This is a genomic window from Streptomyces sp. NRRL B-3229, from assembly GCF_000719505.1.
GTDB lineage: Bacteria > Actinomycetota > Actinomycetes > Streptomycetales > Streptomycetaceae > Streptomyces > Streptomyces griseorubiginosus.
This window is the reverse complement of record NZ_JOGP01000007.1, coordinates 1-17,000: the sequence shown is the minus strand read 5'-3', so window position 1 is coordinate 17,000 and position 17,000 is coordinate 1. Positions and strand designations below refer to the sequence as shown.

At 72.0% G+C, this 17,000-nt stretch carries 14 protein-coding genes; 11 read left to right on the top strand and 3 right to left on the bottom strand.

The features are described from left to right. The first annotated feature begins 120 nt into the window (after positions 1–120). Positions 121–3,651 (top strand): transcription-repair coupling factor, encoded by a 3,531-nt coding sequence (gene mfd, locus IF54_RS0111970; protein ID WP_030317417.1) that lies wholly within the window; start codon positions 121–123, stop codon positions 3,649–3,651. A 204-nt stretch (positions 3,652–3,855) separates the two neighbouring features. Here the strand turns inward: mfd and IF54_RS0111965 are convergent, their stop codons facing one another. Then, the gene (locus IF54_RS0111965; protein WP_420790359.1) at positions 3,856–4,440 is read right to left on the bottom strand and encodes a TetR/AcrR family transcriptional regulator; all 585 of its coding nucleotides are present in this window, start codon (positions 4,438–4,440) and stop codon (positions 3,856–3,858) included. Positions 4,441–4,546: 106 nt separating this feature from the next. Here IF54_RS0111965 and IF54_RS0111960 point away from each other — a divergent pair, with 106 nt between their 5' ends. Both IF54_RS0111960 and IF54_RS0111955 read left to right on the top strand, forming a co-directional pair. Next, positions 4,547–5,458: an SCO6745 family protein gene (locus tag IF54_RS0111960; protein ID WP_051735417.1), complete on the top strand. Its 912-nt coding sequence runs from the start codon at positions 4,547–4,549 to the stop codon at positions 5,456–5,458. Positions 5,459–5,476: 18 nt separating this feature from the next. Beyond that, on the top strand, positions 5,477–6,073 hold the full coding sequence (locus IF54_RS0111955; protein ID WP_030317411.1) for a nucleotidyltransferase family protein: 597 nt from the start codon (positions 5,477–5,479) through the stop codon (positions 6,071–6,073). A 159-nt stretch (positions 6,074–6,232) separates the two neighbouring features. Here the strand turns inward: IF54_RS0111955 and IF54_RS0111950 are convergent, their stop codons facing one another. Further along, entirely contained in the window at positions 6,233–6,418 is a 186-nt protein-coding gene (locus IF54_RS0111950) for an antitoxin (RefSeq protein WP_030317409.1), read from the bottom strand. Between the two features lie 199 nt (positions 6,419–6,617). On the opposite strand from IF54_RS0111950, the gene IF54_RS0111945 reads away from it, so the two are divergent. Next, entirely contained in the window at positions 6,618–7,337 is a 720-nt protein-coding gene (locus tag IF54_RS0111945; protein WP_420790362.1) for an HNH endonuclease family protein, read from the top strand. Between the two features lie 72 nt (positions 7,338–7,409). Then, positions 7,410–8,153: a GNAT family N-acetyltransferase gene (locus IF54_RS0111940; RefSeq protein ID WP_030317404.1), complete on the top strand. Its 744-nt coding sequence runs from the start codon at positions 7,410–7,412 to the stop codon at positions 8,151–8,153. 54 nt (positions 8,154–8,207) lie between these two features. Here the strand turns inward: IF54_RS0111940 and IF54_RS0111935 are convergent, their stop codons facing one another. Next, positions 8,208–9,002: a hypothetical protein gene (locus IF54_RS0111935; protein ID WP_030317402.1), complete on the bottom strand. Its 795-nt coding sequence runs from the start codon at positions 9,000–9,002 to the stop codon at positions 8,208–8,210. A gap of 278 nt (positions 9,003–9,280) precedes the next feature. Between IF54_RS0111935 and IF54_RS0111930 the strand changes: the two genes are divergently transcribed. The 6 genes from IF54_RS0111930 (at position 9,281) to IF54_RS0111905 (ending at position 16,773) form a co-directional block, all read left to right on the top strand. Next, positions 9,281–11,431 (top strand): N-6 DNA methylase, encoded by a 2,151-nt coding sequence (locus IF54_RS0111930; protein ID WP_030317399.1) that lies wholly within the window; start codon positions 9,281–9,283, stop codon positions 11,429–11,431. A gap of 171 nt (positions 11,432–11,602) precedes the next feature. Next, positions 11,603–12,274, top strand: a complete 672-nt coding sequence (locus IF54_RS0111925; protein WP_030317397.1) for a hypothetical protein — start codon at positions 11,603–11,605, stop codon at positions 12,272–12,274. Positions 12,275–12,312: 38 nt separating this feature from the next. Then, entirely contained in the window at positions 12,313–13,806 is a 1,494-nt protein-coding gene (locus tag IF54_RS0111920; RefSeq protein ID WP_267884957.1) for a serine/threonine-protein kinase, read from the top strand. 67 nt (positions 13,807–13,873) lie between these two features. Further along, positions 13,874–14,746 carry a glycoside hydrolase domain-containing protein gene (locus IF54_RS0111915; RefSeq protein WP_051735416.1) on the top strand — a complete coding sequence of 291 codons (873 nt, stop codon included), beginning with the start codon at positions 13,874–13,876 and terminating at the stop codon, positions 14,744–14,746. A 147-nt stretch (positions 14,747–14,893) separates the two neighbouring features. Then, on the top strand, positions 14,894–15,541 hold the full coding sequence (locus IF54_RS0111910) for a SurA N-terminal domain-containing protein (RefSeq protein ID WP_030317392.1): 648 nt from the start codon (positions 14,894–14,896) through the stop codon (positions 15,539–15,541). Between the two features lie 218 nt (positions 15,542–15,759). Then, the gene (locus IF54_RS0111905; RefSeq protein ID WP_030317390.1) at positions 15,760–16,773 is read left to right on the top strand and encodes a nucleoside triphosphate pyrophosphohydrolase; all 1,014 of its coding nucleotides are present in this window, start codon (positions 15,760–15,762) and stop codon (positions 16,771–16,773) included. Positions 16,774–17,000 lie beyond the last annotated feature (227 nt).

Below are 17,000 nucleotides of genomic sequence, written 5' to 3'. Positions count from 1 at the left end.
CGGTGCCGCGTCGTAGGCTGGAGACCCCCCGGCCGGTCCCCGTGTCGGGCCCTTCGCGTTGCCTACCCCCCAGCCGTACCCACGCAAAGCCCAGCCCCCCTCGGACGAAAGCCGCCCCGAATGAGCCTGCACGGTCTGCTCGACGCCGTCGTCAAGGACCCCGCCCTCGCGGAAGCGATCGCGGCCGCCCAGGACAGCAACCGCATGCACGTCGACCTGGTCGGCCCCCCGGCGGCCCGCCCCTTCGCCATCGCCGCCCTCGCGCGTGAGGCCGGCCGGCCGGTGCTCGCGGTGACGGCGACGGGCCGCGAGGCGGAGGACCTGGCCGCCGCCCTGCGCTCCCTGCTGCCGTCCGAGGGGATCGTGGAGTACCCGTCCTGGGAGACCCTGCCCCACGAGCGGCTCAGCCCCCGCAGCGACACCGTGGGCCGCCGCCTGGCCGTCCTGCGGCGGCTGGCGCACCCGCGCCCCGACGACCCCGAGACCGGCCCGGTCTCCGTGGTCGTCGCGCCCGTCCGATCCGTGCTCCAGCCGCAGGTCAAGGGCCTCGGCGACCTGGAACCGGTCGCCCTGCGCACCGGTCAGAGCGCCGACCTGAACACCGTCGTGGAGGCCCTCGCGGCCGCCGCGTACGCGCGCGTGGAGCTCGTCGAGAAGCGCGGCGAGTTCGCCGTCCGGGGCGGCATCCTCGACGTCTTCCCGCCCACCGAGGAACACCCCCTGCGCGTCGAGTTCTGGGGCGACGACGTCGAGGAGATCCGCTACTTCAAGGTCGCCGACCAGCGCTCCCTGGAAGTCGCCGAGCACGGCCTGTGGGCCCCGCCCTGCCGCGAACTCCTGCTCACCGACGACGTCCGCGCACGCGCGCGTGCCCTCGCCGAGCAGCACCCCGAGCTGGGCGAACTGCTGGGCAGGATCGCCGAGGGGATCGCGGTCGAGGGCATGGAGTCCCTCGCCCCCGTCCTCGTCGACGACATGGAGCTCCTGATCGACGTCCTGCCCAAGGGCGCCATGGCCGTCGTCTGCGATCCGGAGCGGGTGCGCACGCGCGCGTCGGACCTCGTGGCCACCTCGCAGGAGTTCCTCCAGGCCTCCTGGGCGGCCACCGCGGGTGGCGGCGAGGCGCCCATCGACGTCGGCGCGGCCTCCCTGTGGTCCATCGCCGACGTCCGGGACCGCGCGCGCGAGCTGGACATGATGTGGTGGTCCGTGTCGCCGTTCGCCGCGGACCTCGAACTGGAGGCGGACACCCTCAAGCTGGGCATGCACGCCCCCGAGACCTACCGCGGCGACACCGCCAAGGCGCTCGCCGACACCAAGGGCTGGCTCGCCGACGGCTGGCGCGCGGTCTTCGTGACCGAGGCCCACGGCCCCGCGGCCCGTACCGTCGAGGTGCTGGGCGGCGAGGGCATCGCGGCCCGTCTCGACGCGGAGCTCGCCTCCCTGAGCCCCTCCGTCGTTCACGTGGCGTGCGGCTCGATCGAGTACGGCTTCGTGGACCCGTCCCTGAAGCTCGCCGTGCTCACCGAGACCGACCTGACCGGGCAGAAGGCGGCCGGCAAGGACGGCGCCCGGATGCCCGCCCGGCGCCGCAAGAGCATCGACCCGCTCACCCTGGAGACCGGCGACTACATCGTCCACGAGCAGCACGGCGTGGGCCGCTACATCGAGATGGTCCAGCGGACCGTGCAGGGCGCCACGCGCGAGTACCTCGTCGTCGAGTACGCCCCCGCCAAGCGCGGCCAGCCCGGCGACCGGCTCTACATCCCCACCGACCAGCTGGAGCAGATCACCAAGTACGTCGGCGGTGAGGCACCCACCCTGCACCGGCTCGGCGGCGCCGACTGGACGAAGACCAAGGCGCGCGCGAAGAAGGCCGTCAAGGAGATCGCCGCCGACCTCATCAAGCTGTACAGCGCGCGGATGGCGGCCCCGGGGCACACCTTCGGCCCGGACACCCCCTGGCAGCGCGAGCTGGAGGACGCCTTCCCGTACGCGGAGACCCCGGACCAGCTCACCACCATCGCCGAGGTCAAGGAGGACATGGAGAAGTCGGTCCCCATGGACCGCCTGATCTGCGGCGACGTCGGCTACGGCAAGACCGAGATCGCGGTCAGGGCCGCTTTCAAGGCCGTGCAGGACGGCAAGCAGGTCGCCGTCCTCGTCCCGACCACCCTGCTGGTGCAGCAGCACTTCGGGACGTTCTCCGAGCGCTACTCCCAGTTCCCGGTGGTCGTGAAGGCGCTCAGCCGCTTCCAGACCGACACCGAGGCGAAGGCCGTCCTGGAGGGACTGCGGGAGGGCTCGGTGGACGTCGTCATCGGCACCCACCGGCTGTTCTCCTCCGAGACCAAGTTCAAGGACCTCGGCCTGGTCATCGTCGACGAGGAGCAGCGCTTCGGTGTCGAGCACAAGGAGCAGCTCAAGAAGCTCCGCGCCAACGTCGACGTGCTGACCATGTCCGCCACCCCGATCCCGCGCACCCTGGAGATGGCGGTCACCGGCATCCGCGAGATGTCGACGATCACCACGCCCCCGGAGGAGCGCCACCCGGTGCTCACCTTCGTCGGGCCGTACGAGGAGCGGCAGATCGGCGCGGCCATCCGCCGTGAACTGCTGCGCGAGGGCCAGGTCTTCTACATCCACAACCGGGTCGAGTCCATCGACCGGGCGGCCGCGCGACTGCGCGAGATCGTGCCCGAGGCGCGCATCGCCACCGCCCACGGCCAGATGTCGGAGCAGGCCCTGGAGCAGGTCGTCGTCGACTTCTGGGAGAAGAAGTTCGACGTCCTCGTGTCGACCACGATCGTCGAGTCCGGCATCGACATCTCCAACGCGAACACGCTCATCGTCGAGCGCGGCGACAACTTCGGCCTCTCCCAGCTGCACCAGCTGCGCGGCCGGGTCGGCCGTGGGCGTGAGCGCGGTTACGCCTACTTCCTGTACCCGCCGGAGAAGCCGCTGACGGAGACGGCTCATGAGCGCCTGGCGACGATCGCCCAGCACACCGAGATGGGCGCGGGCATGTACGTCGCCATGAAGGACCTGGAGATCCGCGGCGCCGGAAACCTCCTCGGCGGCGAGCAGTCCGGGCACATCGCGGGCGTCGGTTTCGACCTGTACGTGCGCATGGTCGGCGAGGCCGTCGCGGACTACCGGGCCTCGCTGGAGGGCGGGGTCGAGGAGGAGCCGCCGCTGGAGGTCAAGATCGAGCTCCCGGTCGACGCGCACGTCCCGCACGACTACGCGCCGGGCGAGCGGCTGCGTCTCCAGGCCTACCGTGCGATCGCCTCGGTCAACACCGAGGAGGACATCAAAGCCGTACGCGAGGAACTCGTCGACCGCTACGGCAAGTTGCCCGAGCCGGTGGAGAACCTGCTGCTGGTGGCGGGCCTGCGCATGCTGGCCCGCGCGTGCGGCGTCGGTGAGATCGTCCTCCAGGGCACCAACATCCGCTTCGCACCGGTGGAGTTGCGGGAGTCGCAGGAACTGCGCCTCAAGCGGCTGTACCCGGGCACCGTCATCAAGCCGGCCGTGCACCAGGTGCTGGTACCGCGCCCGAAGACGGCGAAGGTCGGCGGCAAGCCGCTGGTCGGGCGAGAACTGCTGGGCTGGGTGGGGGAGTTCCTGACGTCGATTCTGGGGTCGTGAACGCGGGGGCGGGTCGGCGGCGGCCGCGCCCATGGTGTCTCGCCGGGCCGCCGCGAGGCGGGCCCGTACGGCGGGCTGCGCGGTGACGGGGCATCCATGACGGCGGGGCGTCCATGTCGGCGGGGCGTCCAGATCGGCGGGGCGCTCGGCTAGTCGGACCGGCCCGGCGCTCAGACCGGCTCGGCGGGACGGCCGGCTCGGCGGTCACGGCGTGCGGAAGAGCGTCGTGGCCAGGGTTCGGAACACGTCTTCGGGGTCCTTGTCGCCGACCGGGCCGTCCAGGTTGTGGCTGAGCAGCAGCGTGGCGAAGCCGTGGGCGAGGGACCAGGCCGCGACTCCCGCGAGCCGTGCGTCGATGCCGAAGTCCTCGGCGCGGACGCCCGAGACCGAGGTGCGCAGGGCGTCGGTGGCCAGGGCCCGGCCGGTGGTGAGTTCGAGATCGTCGGCGCGCAGGAGCCCGGGCGCGAACATCACCTGGAAGTGGGCCGGGTGCTCGCGGGCGAAGCGGACGTAGCGCACGCCCGCGTCCTTGAGGTCCGCGGCTTCCTTGAGCGCGGCCGCCAGCAGCCCGAAGCCTTCGGCGGCGATCGCGGTCAGGAGCCCGGTGCGGTCCTTGAAGTGGTGGGCCGGGGCCGCATGCGAGACCCCGGCCCGGCGGGCGAGGTCGCGCAGGCTCAGCGCGGCCGGGCCCTCGGCCGCGATGACGTCGAGCGCGGCGCCGAGGATCGCCCGGCGCAGATCGCCGTGGTGGTAGGGCCGGTCGGGCTTCGTGCTCTGCGCGGGTGCCATGGACATCAGAGTACGCGGGATCTAGGCATTGACAAGTTCGGGTCGGCGAGGCAATCTAGTCAGTGTCAAGTTCTAATGGGGCAGGACGAGGGGGAGGGGTTGTGTCATGTCGTTCCAGGACGATGAGGCGGGGGCTGCCGACGCGGTCGGCGGTGCCGTGGATCTGACCCGGGTACGCCGGCTCTGGCACCTGCTGGAGCCGCTGCACGCGGTGCTGTACTACGCGCCGGAGGTCTTCGAGGAAGCGGCCGCCCTCGGGTACGACACGAAGGAGCGCTGGCCGAGCTACTTCCCCCTGCGTGCCGCGCCGTTGGGTCCGGTGGGCGCCGGGCGTGTGGCCTCCGCCTTCTACAGCTTCAGCCCATGCATGGTCGCCGAGCACATGGACTCGGCGTGGTCGGTCGCCGGTCCCGACGCGGTGAAGGCGGCGCGACTGCGGGGTGTCGACCGCGCCTACCGGGCCCTCTTCGGCGACCGTGTCGACGGCCCCGAGCTGGCGGAGGCCGCCCGACTCGCCCGGCGGGCCGCCGAGTCGGTGGACACGGCGGGGCGCCCGCTCGCCGCGGCCAACGCCGAGCTGGAGTGGCCCGACGCCCCTCACCTCCAGCTGTGGCGGGCGGCCACGATCCTGCGCGAGCACCGCGGAGACGGCCACATAGCGGCCCTGCTCGTGGCCGGACTCGACCCGGTCGAGTCACTCGTCTCCTTCGCCGCGATCGGTGCCGCCTCCGTCGAACGGTTCGGCAGCCGGGGCTGGAGCGCTGACGAATGGAGAGCCGCGCGGGAGCGTCTGACGGCCCGCGGCCTGGTCGACGAGAGCGGAGAGGCCACGGACGCCGGCCGCGATCTCCGGCACCGGGTGGAACACCAGACCGACCAACTGGCATCCCGGCCATGGCAGTTGCTCGGCGCGGCGGACACCGACCGGCTCGCGGACCTGCTCGGTGACTTCTGGGTCGCGGTGCTCTCCTCCGGACTGCTTCCCTCGGAGACCACTCTGGGCATAGGCAGGGTCTGACCGTGATAGGCAGGGCGGGTGCTCGGACGACTCCCTCTCGGGGAACAACTGGACGCATTCCGCTCGGCCTTGGCGCGCAACGAGGTCCTGACCGAGGTCATGGCCGGAGCGGCGAGGCTTGACCTTCCGGGCTGGTGCGTGACGGCGGGCTGCCTGTTCCAGACCGTGTGGAACGTGGTCACCGACAGGCCTCCGACCCAGGGCATCAGGGACTACGACGTCTTCTACTTCGACGACACCGATTTGTCCTGGGAGGCCGAGGACGCCGTGATCAAGGCGGGGTGCGAGGTGTTCGAGGGGCTGCCGGCCGAGGTGGAGATCCGCAACGAGGCCCGGGTGCACCTCTGGTACGAGCGGAAGTTCGGCGTGCCCTGCCCGCCCTACGACTCCACGGAGTCCGCCATCGACCGTTTCGCCGCGACGACTTGCTGCCTGGGCGTGCGGCCGGAGCCGGGTGGCGAGTGGCGCGTCTACGCTCCGCACGGCCTGTCGGACGTGTTCAACCTCGTGGTCCGCCCCAACCCGGTCCTCGCCCCGAGGGAGGTCTACGAGTCGAAGGCCGCCCGCTGGAAGGAGGAATGGCCGGAGCTGACGGTGCTGCCGTGGCCGATCTGAGGTCGCGGTGCCGTGTCGCGCCCGGGATGCGGGAGGGGCCGCCCGCGGAACGTGGAGCCCGTGGGCGGCCTCTCGGTCGGCCTGGTTCAACTCGCGGCGGTAGAACCCGCTCGGGCCGTGCCGGCAGAGCCGGCGTCCGTCCGCCATGGAGCCTCAGGGCTACGGCCGGTCGGGCCGGTCGCGGTCCATGCCGAGCGCCCCTTCGATCTTCTGCTGCGCGTCGTCGACCTGGCTTTCGTACTTGTTGCCCGTCCGGTCGTTGACCTTGCGTTCCGCCATGTCGGACAGGTCCTTGCCCTTGTCCTGGACCTGGCGGTTGCTCTTGAACCTGTCGAAGATGCCCATCCAGAGCTCCTTCCAGAGGTGACTCAGAATGACGATACGGCCGTTATGTCCCTGATGCCCACTCGGAGCCTCGCCCGAGCCTCCCGGCCCATCCCCTGTATGCCGCGGTGCGCCCGGTCGCTACGGTGTGCGCAACGCCCTGTCAGGGAAGGCGCTCCTTGCGGGGGCGGACCGGTTTGCAAGGGGAGGGGCGCACGTGATGCGTCTGAGGGGCGGGGTCGCGGCCGCCGTCGTGATGGTGTTCGCCGTGGCAGGGTGCAAGGCGGAGACGACGACCACAGGGTCGGGTGGCCCGGAGGAGACCGGGGGCGCCTCGGGTGCTGCCCTCAGCGCCGCCAAGTCGCTCACCGTCAAGGGCCGGGCGCCCAAGACGGGTTACGACCGCGACAGGTTCGGCACCGCGTGGGCCGACACCGACTCGAACGACTGCGACACCCGCGACGACATACTCAAACGCGACCTGGAGGACGTGAAGTTCACCAGGGGCAGGTGCAAGGTCTCCTACGGCGTACTGGAGTCGGATCCGTACTCGGGCAAGGAGGTGACCTACCGGCGGGGCCGCAGCCAGGTCGACATCGACCACGTGGTCGCGCTCTCCGACGCCTGGCAGAAGGGCGCCAAGTACTGGGACGCCGGCAAGCGCATAGCTCTGGCCAACGACCCGCTCAACCTCATCGCCGTCGACGCGAGCACCAACCGTTCCAAGGGGGACGGCGACACGGCGACCTGGCTGCCGCCCAACAAGCGGTACCGCTGCACCTATGTGGCCGCCCAGGTCGCGGTGAAGAAGAAGTACGAGCTGTGGGTCACGGCCGCCGAGAAATCCGCGATGGAGAAGGTCCTGTCGGGCTGCCCCGGTCAGCAGCTGCCCACCGGCGGCAACCCGACAGCGGCACCGCCGAGGTTCCACGCGGACTGACAGGCCGCCGCGCACCGGCCACGGCGGGGAAATGCGCTTTCCGGTGCGCGGGCCGCGAACTACGGTGCTCGCATGGAGCCGAAGGTGTCGAGTCTCGCCGAGCGTCCCGAGATGCGGGAGCGCGTCCTCGGCATGGCCAACAGCTGGCCGGAGTTCGTGACGCAGGACCCCGTGGGCAACGCCCACTACGGACGGATCTCCGAGGAACTCCCGGAGTACGTTCTGTTCGCCGAGGACGAGCGGGGCGAGGTCGTCGCGCACGCCCACAGCGTGCCGTTCGCCCTCCATGCCGAGGGGCGTGGTGAACTGCCCGCCCGGGGCTGGGACGAGATGCTCGTGTGGGCGTTCGGGGACCTGCGCCGTGGCGTGCGGCTCGACACGGTCGGTGCCGTCTCCGTCGTCGTCGATCCGCGTCTCCAGGGGCAGGGCCTGTCCGCCCTGATGCTCTCGGCGATGCGCGACAACGCCCGCGCGCACGGCTTCAGTGAGGTCGTCGCCCCGGTCCGTCCCAGCGCCAAGCACCTGGAACCGCACACGCCCATCCAGGAGTACGCCCGTCGCGTGCGGCCCGACGGGCTGCCCGGGGACCCCTGGCTGCGTGTGCACGCCCGGGCCGGTGCCGCCGTGCACGCGGTGGCGCCCGCCTCGATGACGGTGGCCGGTTCGCTGGAGCAGTGGCGTCACTGGACCGGGCTGCCCTTCGACACCCGGGGCGACATCGAGGTGCCGGGGGCGCTGGTGCCGGTGCGGTGCGAGCCGGAGCACGGGTACGCGGTGTATGTGGAGCCCAACGTGTGGATGCGGCACGCCCTTTGAGCGTGCCGCATCCTGGTGCCTTGCCTTGACGTGCGGCGCCTCGGTTCCGGCGGCTCAGCCGCCCAGGGCGTCCAGGTCCAGGATGTCGCCTGCGGGCTTCTGCGCCGGGACCGGCTTGTCGAAGTCGCTGAAGGCGACCGAACCCTGGTCCGCCCCCGCCGTGCTGTCGACCCGCAGCAGATACGGCTTGCCCTCGGTGGCCACGTACAGGGTGTAGCGGTCCTTGCCGTCCTTCTCGTGCAGCGTGATGGCCGGGGCCCCGTCGACGGTGGTCGTCTTCCCGCGGCTCGCGTCGGAGGCGGTGTCCTCGGCGCCGCCGAGCACCTTGGTCAGGTCGCAGAAGTCCCCGAACTCCTTGCCGTTCGCGCCCGTCGCCTTCGTCTTGGTCCACTTGCCCGCCAGCATGGCCACGGCCGCGTCGGTGTCCGCCTTCGGCTCGCCCTTGCTCTGCTCGCGCAGCAGCGCCTCGTCGAACTTCATGTACACGAGGTCACCGGTCTTGATCAGGTCGACCTGGCCCTTGCCGCCCATGCCGATGGTGCCGGCGCACTCGCCCTTCTTGTTCAGAGCCACGTCGAGGCTGATGGTGCCGCCGCTCTCCTCGTCGGGGATGTCGCCCTTCATGCGCAGTGAGGAGGCGCCGGTGGTCGCCTTCGCGGCCCGGTCGGCTATCTCCCCGCCGGTCAGTCCGGCGAACGGGTCCTTCTCGGCGGCCGGCTTGCCCGTCGCGGTGGACGCGCTGGACGTGCCCGTGCCGCTGTCCGCCGTGTGCTGACCCGGCTGGCATCCGGTGAGTCCTGCGGTGGCCGCGGCGGCGATGCAGAGGGTGGCAAGTGCGGTACGACGCATGGCGATTCCTTGGTGGTGAAACGGCGAGATGGAGTGAAGTGCGGTGAAGAGGTGGGCGAGCCGAAAGGGACGACCCCCTCCGCACGTGGTGGCCACCGCCCGATCCGGCGGCCGCTTCGTTCGCTGGGTCAATAAGACCAGAGCCTGTGAACCGAGTCAACACGATTTACGAGATGGGATGTGTACACGGCCGTGAAGGGGTAGATCTTGCATGCGTCGGTATGCTCGGCGACACACGCGGGCCGCACGGTGGCGCGGCACGACGAGGGGAGCGGGCGGTGCACGACAACGCGACGGAGGTGACCGCCGCCGGTATCGCACGGCTGGCCGGGGTGGGCCGTGCGGCCGTGAGCAACTGGCGGCGCCGCCACGCGGACTTCCCGAGACCCGTCGGCGGTACCGATACCAGCCCGTCCTTCGCGCTCGCCGAGGTCGAATCATGGCTGCGCAAGCAGGGGAAACTCGCCGAGGTGCCCCTGCGGGAGCGTGTCTGGCAGCAGCTCTCCGGACATCCGGAGGGCCCGGTCACCGCCCTCACCCACGCGGGCTGCGTTCTGCTGCTGATCCACGACCGCCCGCCGGTCTGGCTGGATGTGAGCGCGGGCTCCGACGAACGCCTCGCGTCGATGCTGCCGGGAGCGCTGCGGGACGTACTGACACCGCGCTTCGGGGAGGAGTCGGCCGTCGGCGCCTCGGGAGTGCCGGACACTCCGGTCGCTGTGAACACTCCCGGGGCCGTTCACGGATCACCGGGCACCCCTCACCCGTCCGCTGTGAACACCTCGGCCGCCGTGAACACCCGAACGGCACTTCACACCCCGACCGCCTCCGAACTCCTCCCCTCCGCCCCCCTCCTGCGCGGTGTCGCCGAACTGGCCGCCGAGCTGGGCGCCCGCCAGACCTTCGAGTTCCTGCTGGGACGGCATCTGGACGCCAACCCCCGCCAGTACACGCTCACACCCGCAGAGCTGGCCGGTCTCATGGCCGATCTCGTGGGGCCCGCCCGCACCGTCCTCGACCCCGCCTGCGGGACCGGCGCCCTTCTGCGGGCCGCCGCCACCCGCCCCGACCAACGGCTCCACGCCCAGGACAGCGCCCCCGAACTGGCCGCGCTCACCATGCTCCGGCTCGCCCTGCACACCTGGTCCACCGTCCGCGGTGCCACCGGCGACAGCCTGCGCGCCGACGCCTATCCCCACCTGCACGCCGACGCCGTCCTGTGCCACCCGCCCTTCAACGAGCGCAACTGGGGCCACGACGAACTCGCCTACGACCCCCGCTGGGAGTACGGCTTCCCGGCCCGCACCGAGTCCGAGCTCGCCTGGGTCCAGCACGCGCTCGCCCGCCTCAAGGACGGCGGCGCCGGCGTCCTGCTCATGCCGCCCGCTGCCGCCTCCCGTCGCTCGGGCCGCCGTATCCGCGCCGACCTGCTGCGCCGCGGTGCCCTGCGCGCCGTGATCGCCCTGCCGGTCGGGGCGGCACCGCCGTACAGCATCCCCCTGCACCTGTGGGTGCTGCGCCGCCCGGAGAAGGCGCCCGCGCAGCCGGAAGTGCTGCTCGTCGACGTCGGCCGGTTCGCGGGCGAGGGACGCGGCGGGCCGGACTGGCGGGCCGTGCGCGAGACCGTCCTCGACGCCTGGCAGGCCTTCGGCCGGGCCGGCCGTTTCGCCGAACGCCCCGGTCTGGCCCGTGCGCTGCCCGTCATCGACCTCCTCGACGACGACGTGGACCTCGCCCCCGCCCGCCATCTGCCGCCGCCCACCGCCGCGGACGGGGCCGAACAGCTCACGGCCGTGCGCGAGCGCCTGGGGGAGACCCTGCGTCTGACCGCCGACCTCACACCGCCGCCCGTCGCCGGCGCACGTCCCGCGCGGTGGCCGCTCACCACCATCGGCGAACTCGCGCGCGGGGGAGCCCTGGTGCTGCGCACGGGCGGCAGCGGCGGCCACGCGCGTGTGGCCGTCCTCACCGACCACGACGTCCTTTCCGGGACCGCCCCCTCCGGCACGCTCCCCGAGAGCGACGAGGAGGCCGTGCTGACCGAGCCCGGCGATGTCGTCGTACCGGTGCTGGGCGGGGGTTCGGTGGCGCGCGTGATCGACGAGGCGACCGGCGGCGCCGCCCTGGGGCGCAATCTCGTGCTCCTGCGCCCCGACCCCGCGGCCCTCGACCCCTGGTTCCTCGCCGGCTTCCTGCGCGGCACCGCCAACAACCGCCAGGCCAGCAGCTACGCCTCCACCGCGACCCGCCTGGACGTGCGCCGGCTCCAACTGCCCCGGCTGCCGCTCGAGGAGCAACTGCGCTACGGCGAACGCTTCCGCGCGCTCGACGAGTTCGAGCGGGCTCTCAGGCACGCGGGCCGGCTGGGGGAGCAACTCGTGCGCGGGATGTACGACGGCCTCACAGACGGGACGGTCGCGCCCCACTGAGCCGGCGCACTCAACCAGCCGACGCAAACACTCGACTCAACAGGCCCACTGACCAGTCCACGGATCAACCCGACTGATCAGGACGACAACGGTTCGGTACAACCCGTGACCTGTTGTCGGTATCGGCCTATACGCTCGAACCCCACATCGAATCCCGGTTCAGGAGCGTTCATGTACGGCCACGGCGCGGCGCCGCCCGCTCGCGACTCGGGCACGGTCATCACCCTGCGCGTGGTGCTCGCCGCCGTCGGTTTCCTCTCGTGCGGCCTGCTCGCCTGCGCGCCCCTGTTCCGGGTCGCGTTCCTGCGCGGACGGGCCGTCGACTGGGTGCTGGCCTGGGCCAGCCTTCCGATGTCCATCGCGTGCTTCGCGGTGGTCGGCGCGCTGCCCGAGGCCGACCACAGGACCGACGTCGCCATGTCGCTGGTCCTGCTCCTGGGCCTCTTCAGCAGTGTGTACTTCCTGGTGATGGACATCCGGGTGCACCAGCAGCGGCGGTTCGCGGGCTATCCGCCGCCGCAGGGCCCGACCGTCCACACGGGATACGGCTACCCGCAGCCGACACCGCCGTTCACGTCAACGCTCCTGCCGCAACCGCAACCGCAACCGCAACCGCAACCGCAACCGCAACCGCAGCCGCAGCCGCCGGTTCCCGCACCCGGAGTCGTCCCGCCCCCGCCGCAGCGCCCCGCGCCCGCCCGCATCGACCAGGTGCGCGCCGAACTCGACGAGCTCAGCGACTACCTGCGCAAGCACGACAGTGGCCACGGCGGCGGCACCGGAGGCACGGGCGGCGGTATCGGCGGCGACAGCACCGGCGGCCATCACGACGGCGGCAGGTGACCGTGGCGACAGGGCGTGTCGTCGCCGGCCGCTATGAGCTGTCCACGCTCATCGGACAGGGCGGCATGGGCCAGGTCTGGACGGCCTACGACCAGCGGCTCGACCGGCGCGTGGCGGTGAAGCTGCTGCGCCCCGACAAGGTGGCCGGGCAGGAGGCGGACGAACTGCGCCGCCGGTTCGTGCGGGAGTGCCGGGTGACCGCGCAGGTCGACCACCCGGGGCTCGTCACCGTGCACGACGCGGGCAGCGAGGGCGAGGAGCTGTTCCTTGTCATGCAGTACGTCGACGGCGCGGACCTCTCCGACCATCTCGCCGAGCACGACCCGTACCCCTGGCAGTGGGCCGTCGCGGTCGCCGCGCAACTGTGCGCCGTGCTCAGCGCCGTGCACGCCGTGCCGATCGTGCACCGCGACCTCAAGCCGCGGAACGTGATGGTGAAGCAGGACGGCACGGTCACCGTTCTCGACCTGGGCGTGGCCTCGGTCATGGACACCGACACCACCCGCCTCACGCACACCGGTTCGCCGATCGGCTCGCCCGCCTACATGGCGCCCGAGCAGGCGATGGGCGGCTCGGTCGGCCCGTACACCGACCTGTACGCGCTCGGCGTGCTGCTGCACGAACTCCTCAGCGGAGACGTCCCGTTCGCCGGCTCCACGGCGCTCGGTGTCCTGCACCGGCATCTGTACGAGCCGCCGCTGCCCGTGCGCCGCACCCGCCCCGAGGTCCCCGAGGCGCTCGAAGCGCTCGTCCTGCGCCTGCTCGCCAAGGACCCGCAGCACCGCCCGGCCTCCGCACAGGACGTCTACGAGGAACTGGCGCTGCTGCTGCCCGCGCGCGGGATGCCGACCGGAGCGCCCCTCGACCCCACCCGCCCCTTCTTGCGCCCCCACGCACCCTGGCCGGACCGCGCGCGTACCCCCGCGCCCCAGCCCGCCCCCGTCACGCCCGTTCCGGACAAGGCCGAGAAACCCGACGTCGCGCGCGCGGTCGACGAGGTCAAGCGGCTCCTCGGCGAGGGCCGCATCACCCAGGCCGTCGACATCCTCGGCGCGATCCTGCCCACGGCCGCCGAACAGCACGGCGTCAACTCCCCGGTGGTCCGCACCCTGCGCAAGCAGTACGCCGCCACCCTCATGGACGACGGTCAGTACCGGCGCGCGCTGCCCGAACTGCGCCGCCTCGCCGACGAACGCGCCGCCGAGGCCGGCCATGCCGACCCGCAGTCCCTGCGCTTCCGCTACGACGCCGCCCAGTGCCTGGAACAACTCGGCGAACCGGCGGCCGCACTGGCGGAGTACCGCGCGTTGCTGCCGTACTACGAGAACCAGTACGTGGCAGGCGGCCCCGAGCTCGCCCATGACGTCCGTCGCCGCATCGGCCACCTCCTGCTGGCGCTCGGCGACCGTCCCGCCGCCCACGACACCCTCGCGCGGCTGCTGCACGACGTCGAACGGCTCCAGGGCCCCGGCCACCCCCTCGCGGCGGAGGTACGCCGGACCCTGCAATGGCTGGGCCAGGTGCGCGGCTAGAGCGGACACCGAGTACCTTTGCGCTGCGTTTCAGCCATGCACAGCACAACCAGGGGTGGGGTCGTCCATGTCGTCCGAGTCATCTGAGTCGTCCGGGTCCAGCCGGGCCGGCCGGTCCAGTCACCGGCAGTCGAAGAAGCGCAGGTACGTCACCTGGGGCATAGCCGGGGCCGCCGTGGTCGCCGGGGCCGGCCTCGCCGCGCAGACGTCGATGGCCGCCACCGCCTGGCCCGCCCAGAAGACGTACACCGGACGCGCGTTCGACACCTGCGCCGCCCCCTCCCTCTCCGCGATGAAGGCCTGGCACGGCGGTCTCTACGGCGCCGCCGCCGTCTACATCGGCGGCAGGAACCGCGGCTGCGCCCAGCCCAACCTCACCGCCTCCTGGGTCAAGTCGGTCAGCGCGGTCGGCTGGAAGCTCATCCCGCTGTACGTCGGCGCCCAGCCGTCCTGCCAGACGGGCTCCAGCCCCGAGAAGCTCACCGCCTCCACCGCCGCCTCCCTGGGCGCCAAGGACGGCGCGGACGCGGTGGCCAAGGCCTCCGCGCTCGGCATGAAGGCCGGCAGCCCGATCTACCTCGACATGGAGTCGTACGACATCACGAACAAGGCGTGCAACGACGCCGTGCTCACCTATGTGCGCGCGTTCGACAAGACCCTGCGCGCCAAGATCTACCGCGCGGGCTTCTACGGTTTCACCAGTTCCAGCGCCAAGGCGATCGCCAACGCGACCGACAGGACCGACCTGCCGGGCAACCTCTGGTATGCGCTGTGGGACAAGCAGAACACCACGACGGCGGACTGGCCCTTCGGCAAGACCCAGTACACCGACCACAGCCGCGGTCACCAGTACCTGGTCAACAGCAAGGAGTCGCGCGGCGGCTACACGATCACCGTGGACCGGGACGCCTGGGACGGGCCGGTGGCGATCACCGGCTGAGGCCCGCCCGCACGGTGCGGCGGCGCGCCGGTGCCCGAAGTCCCGGTGAATCGTTGGTCGAATGGGTTGGCCAGAGCCGGTCACCTGCCTACCATCGATCACCGCAAGACCTTGTGCACCGTCGCACAATCTCCTCGGGAGGCTTCCTTGCACCGCCGTCGTCGCACCGCGCTAGTCCTCTCCGCCGCCCTCGCCTGCGCGGCACCCCTTCTCACCGCCTGCTCGAACGACGCGCATCCCGGGGCTGCGGCCGTCGTCGGCGGCCAGCGGATCACCGTCGCGCAGCTGGAGAACCGGGTGACCGAGGTCCGCGACGCACAGCGGGCGGCCGTCACCGACGACGCGCAGTACGCGCAGGCCATCGCCAAGACCGGCACCCTCACCCGGGACGTCCTGCACGGCATGGTCCTCGACCGGGTGCTGCACAGGGCGGCCGAGGACGCGCACGTGAGCGTGACCCGCAAGGAGGTCCAGCAGCTGCGTTCCGGCCTGGAGGAGCAGGCCGGCGGGTCGAAGGGCCTGGAGACGGCCTGGCTCCAGCAGTACGGCATCGCGCCCGAGCGCCTCGACGAGAGCCTTGGTCTCCAGCTGGAGGCCCAGAAGCTCGCGGCGAAGCTCGGCACCGACACCAGCGACCCCGCCTTCTGGGGCGCCCTGACCAAGGCCTCCAAGGAACTCGACGTCGACCTCAACCCGCGCTACGGCACGTGGGACGCCCAGAAGAGCGCACGGGCCGACGCGAAGACCCCGTGGGTACGGGAGGTCACGGCGGCGGGCGGCGAGCGGACGGCGTAGGAGACGCGGGACGCGGAGGATCACAGCGGGCCCGCCCCGCACCGGCCCGCACGCCGAAGCGCGCCGCCCCGCACCGGCCCGCACGCCGAAGCACATTGGCCCGCACACGCCGACGCACCCCCACGGCACCTCAAGCCGTAGGTCATACGATCACACCGCGACCCTTGCCCTGTGGACAACTCGATCTCCCCGTGGACGCCGTGCGTTAGCTTCGAACTGTGAACGCAACCGGCTTCGAGCCCGCCCCCGACCAGCACGGCCAAGGCCCCCGCACGGCCCCCGCCCCCGGCCGTATCGTCCTGCTCACCACCAGCCACCGCGTCGCCCCCGGCCTGCTCTCCTGGCCCGCCTGGCAGGCGCTGCACGCGGCCGACCGTGTTCTCTGCGCGGACGGGGCGCATCCCCAGCTGCCGTACCTGCGGGAGGCGGGGATACGAGTGGACGAGGCCGCGCCGACAGCCGAGGAGCTGGTGGGCGCGTGCGCGGGCGGCAACGCCGTGGTCGTCGTGGCCACGGGAGAGGGAGAGCCGGCGCTCACCGACGGGCTGGCACGCCTGGCCGGTTCCGGACGCGTCGAGATGCCCGAGCTGGAGCTGCTCCCCGCCTCCTACGACCTGCCCGGCGCCCGGCTCCTGGACCTCGTGCAGGTCATGGACCGCATCCGGGTCGAGTGCCCGTGGTCGTCCCAGCAGACCCACAAGGGGCTCGCGAAGTACGGGATCGAGGAGGCCTACGAACTCGTCGAGGCGATCGAGGAGGGCGACCGCGACGAACTGCGCGAGGAACTCGGGGACGTCCTGCTCCAGGTGATCTTCCACTCCCGGATAGCGGAGGACGACCCGGAGACCCCCTTCTCCATCGACGACGTGGCCGGCGGGATCGTCGCCAAGCTCATCCACCGCCACCCCCATGTCTTCGGCGACGCGACGGCCACCACCCCCGAGGAGGTCAAGGCGCACTGGCTGCGCACCAAGGCGATGGAGAAGCAGCGCACCTCGGTGACCGAGGGCGTCCCCCTCCATCAGCCCGGTCTGGCCCTCGCGGCGAAGCTGGCGTCGCGCGCACGGACGGCGGGGCTGACGGTCCCCCTCCCCGAGGGCGAGGGCATCGGCTACGAACTCCTCGCCCTGGCCGCCCGCGCGGAAGCCGAGGGCACGGACCCGGAGGCAGCGCTGAGAGCGGCGGCACGGGTGTACCGGGACGCGATACGCGAGTCGGAGAAGGGGAGCTGAGCGGTAGGCCGACAGAGGCTGGGCTGGGCTGGGCTGGGCTGAGCCGGGCGGGGACGGGGCGCCGTTGCCGGTGGCCGGAGTGGCCTTCCGCCAAACCCGGCTAACGTCAAGGAGTGACCGACCAGCCCACAGCCGCCTCCGATCCCACAGCCACCCCTGACCCCGCCCCCGCCTCGCCCCCCACCCCCGCTCCCTCCACCCGACCCCCTGCCCCCGAACTCTTCACC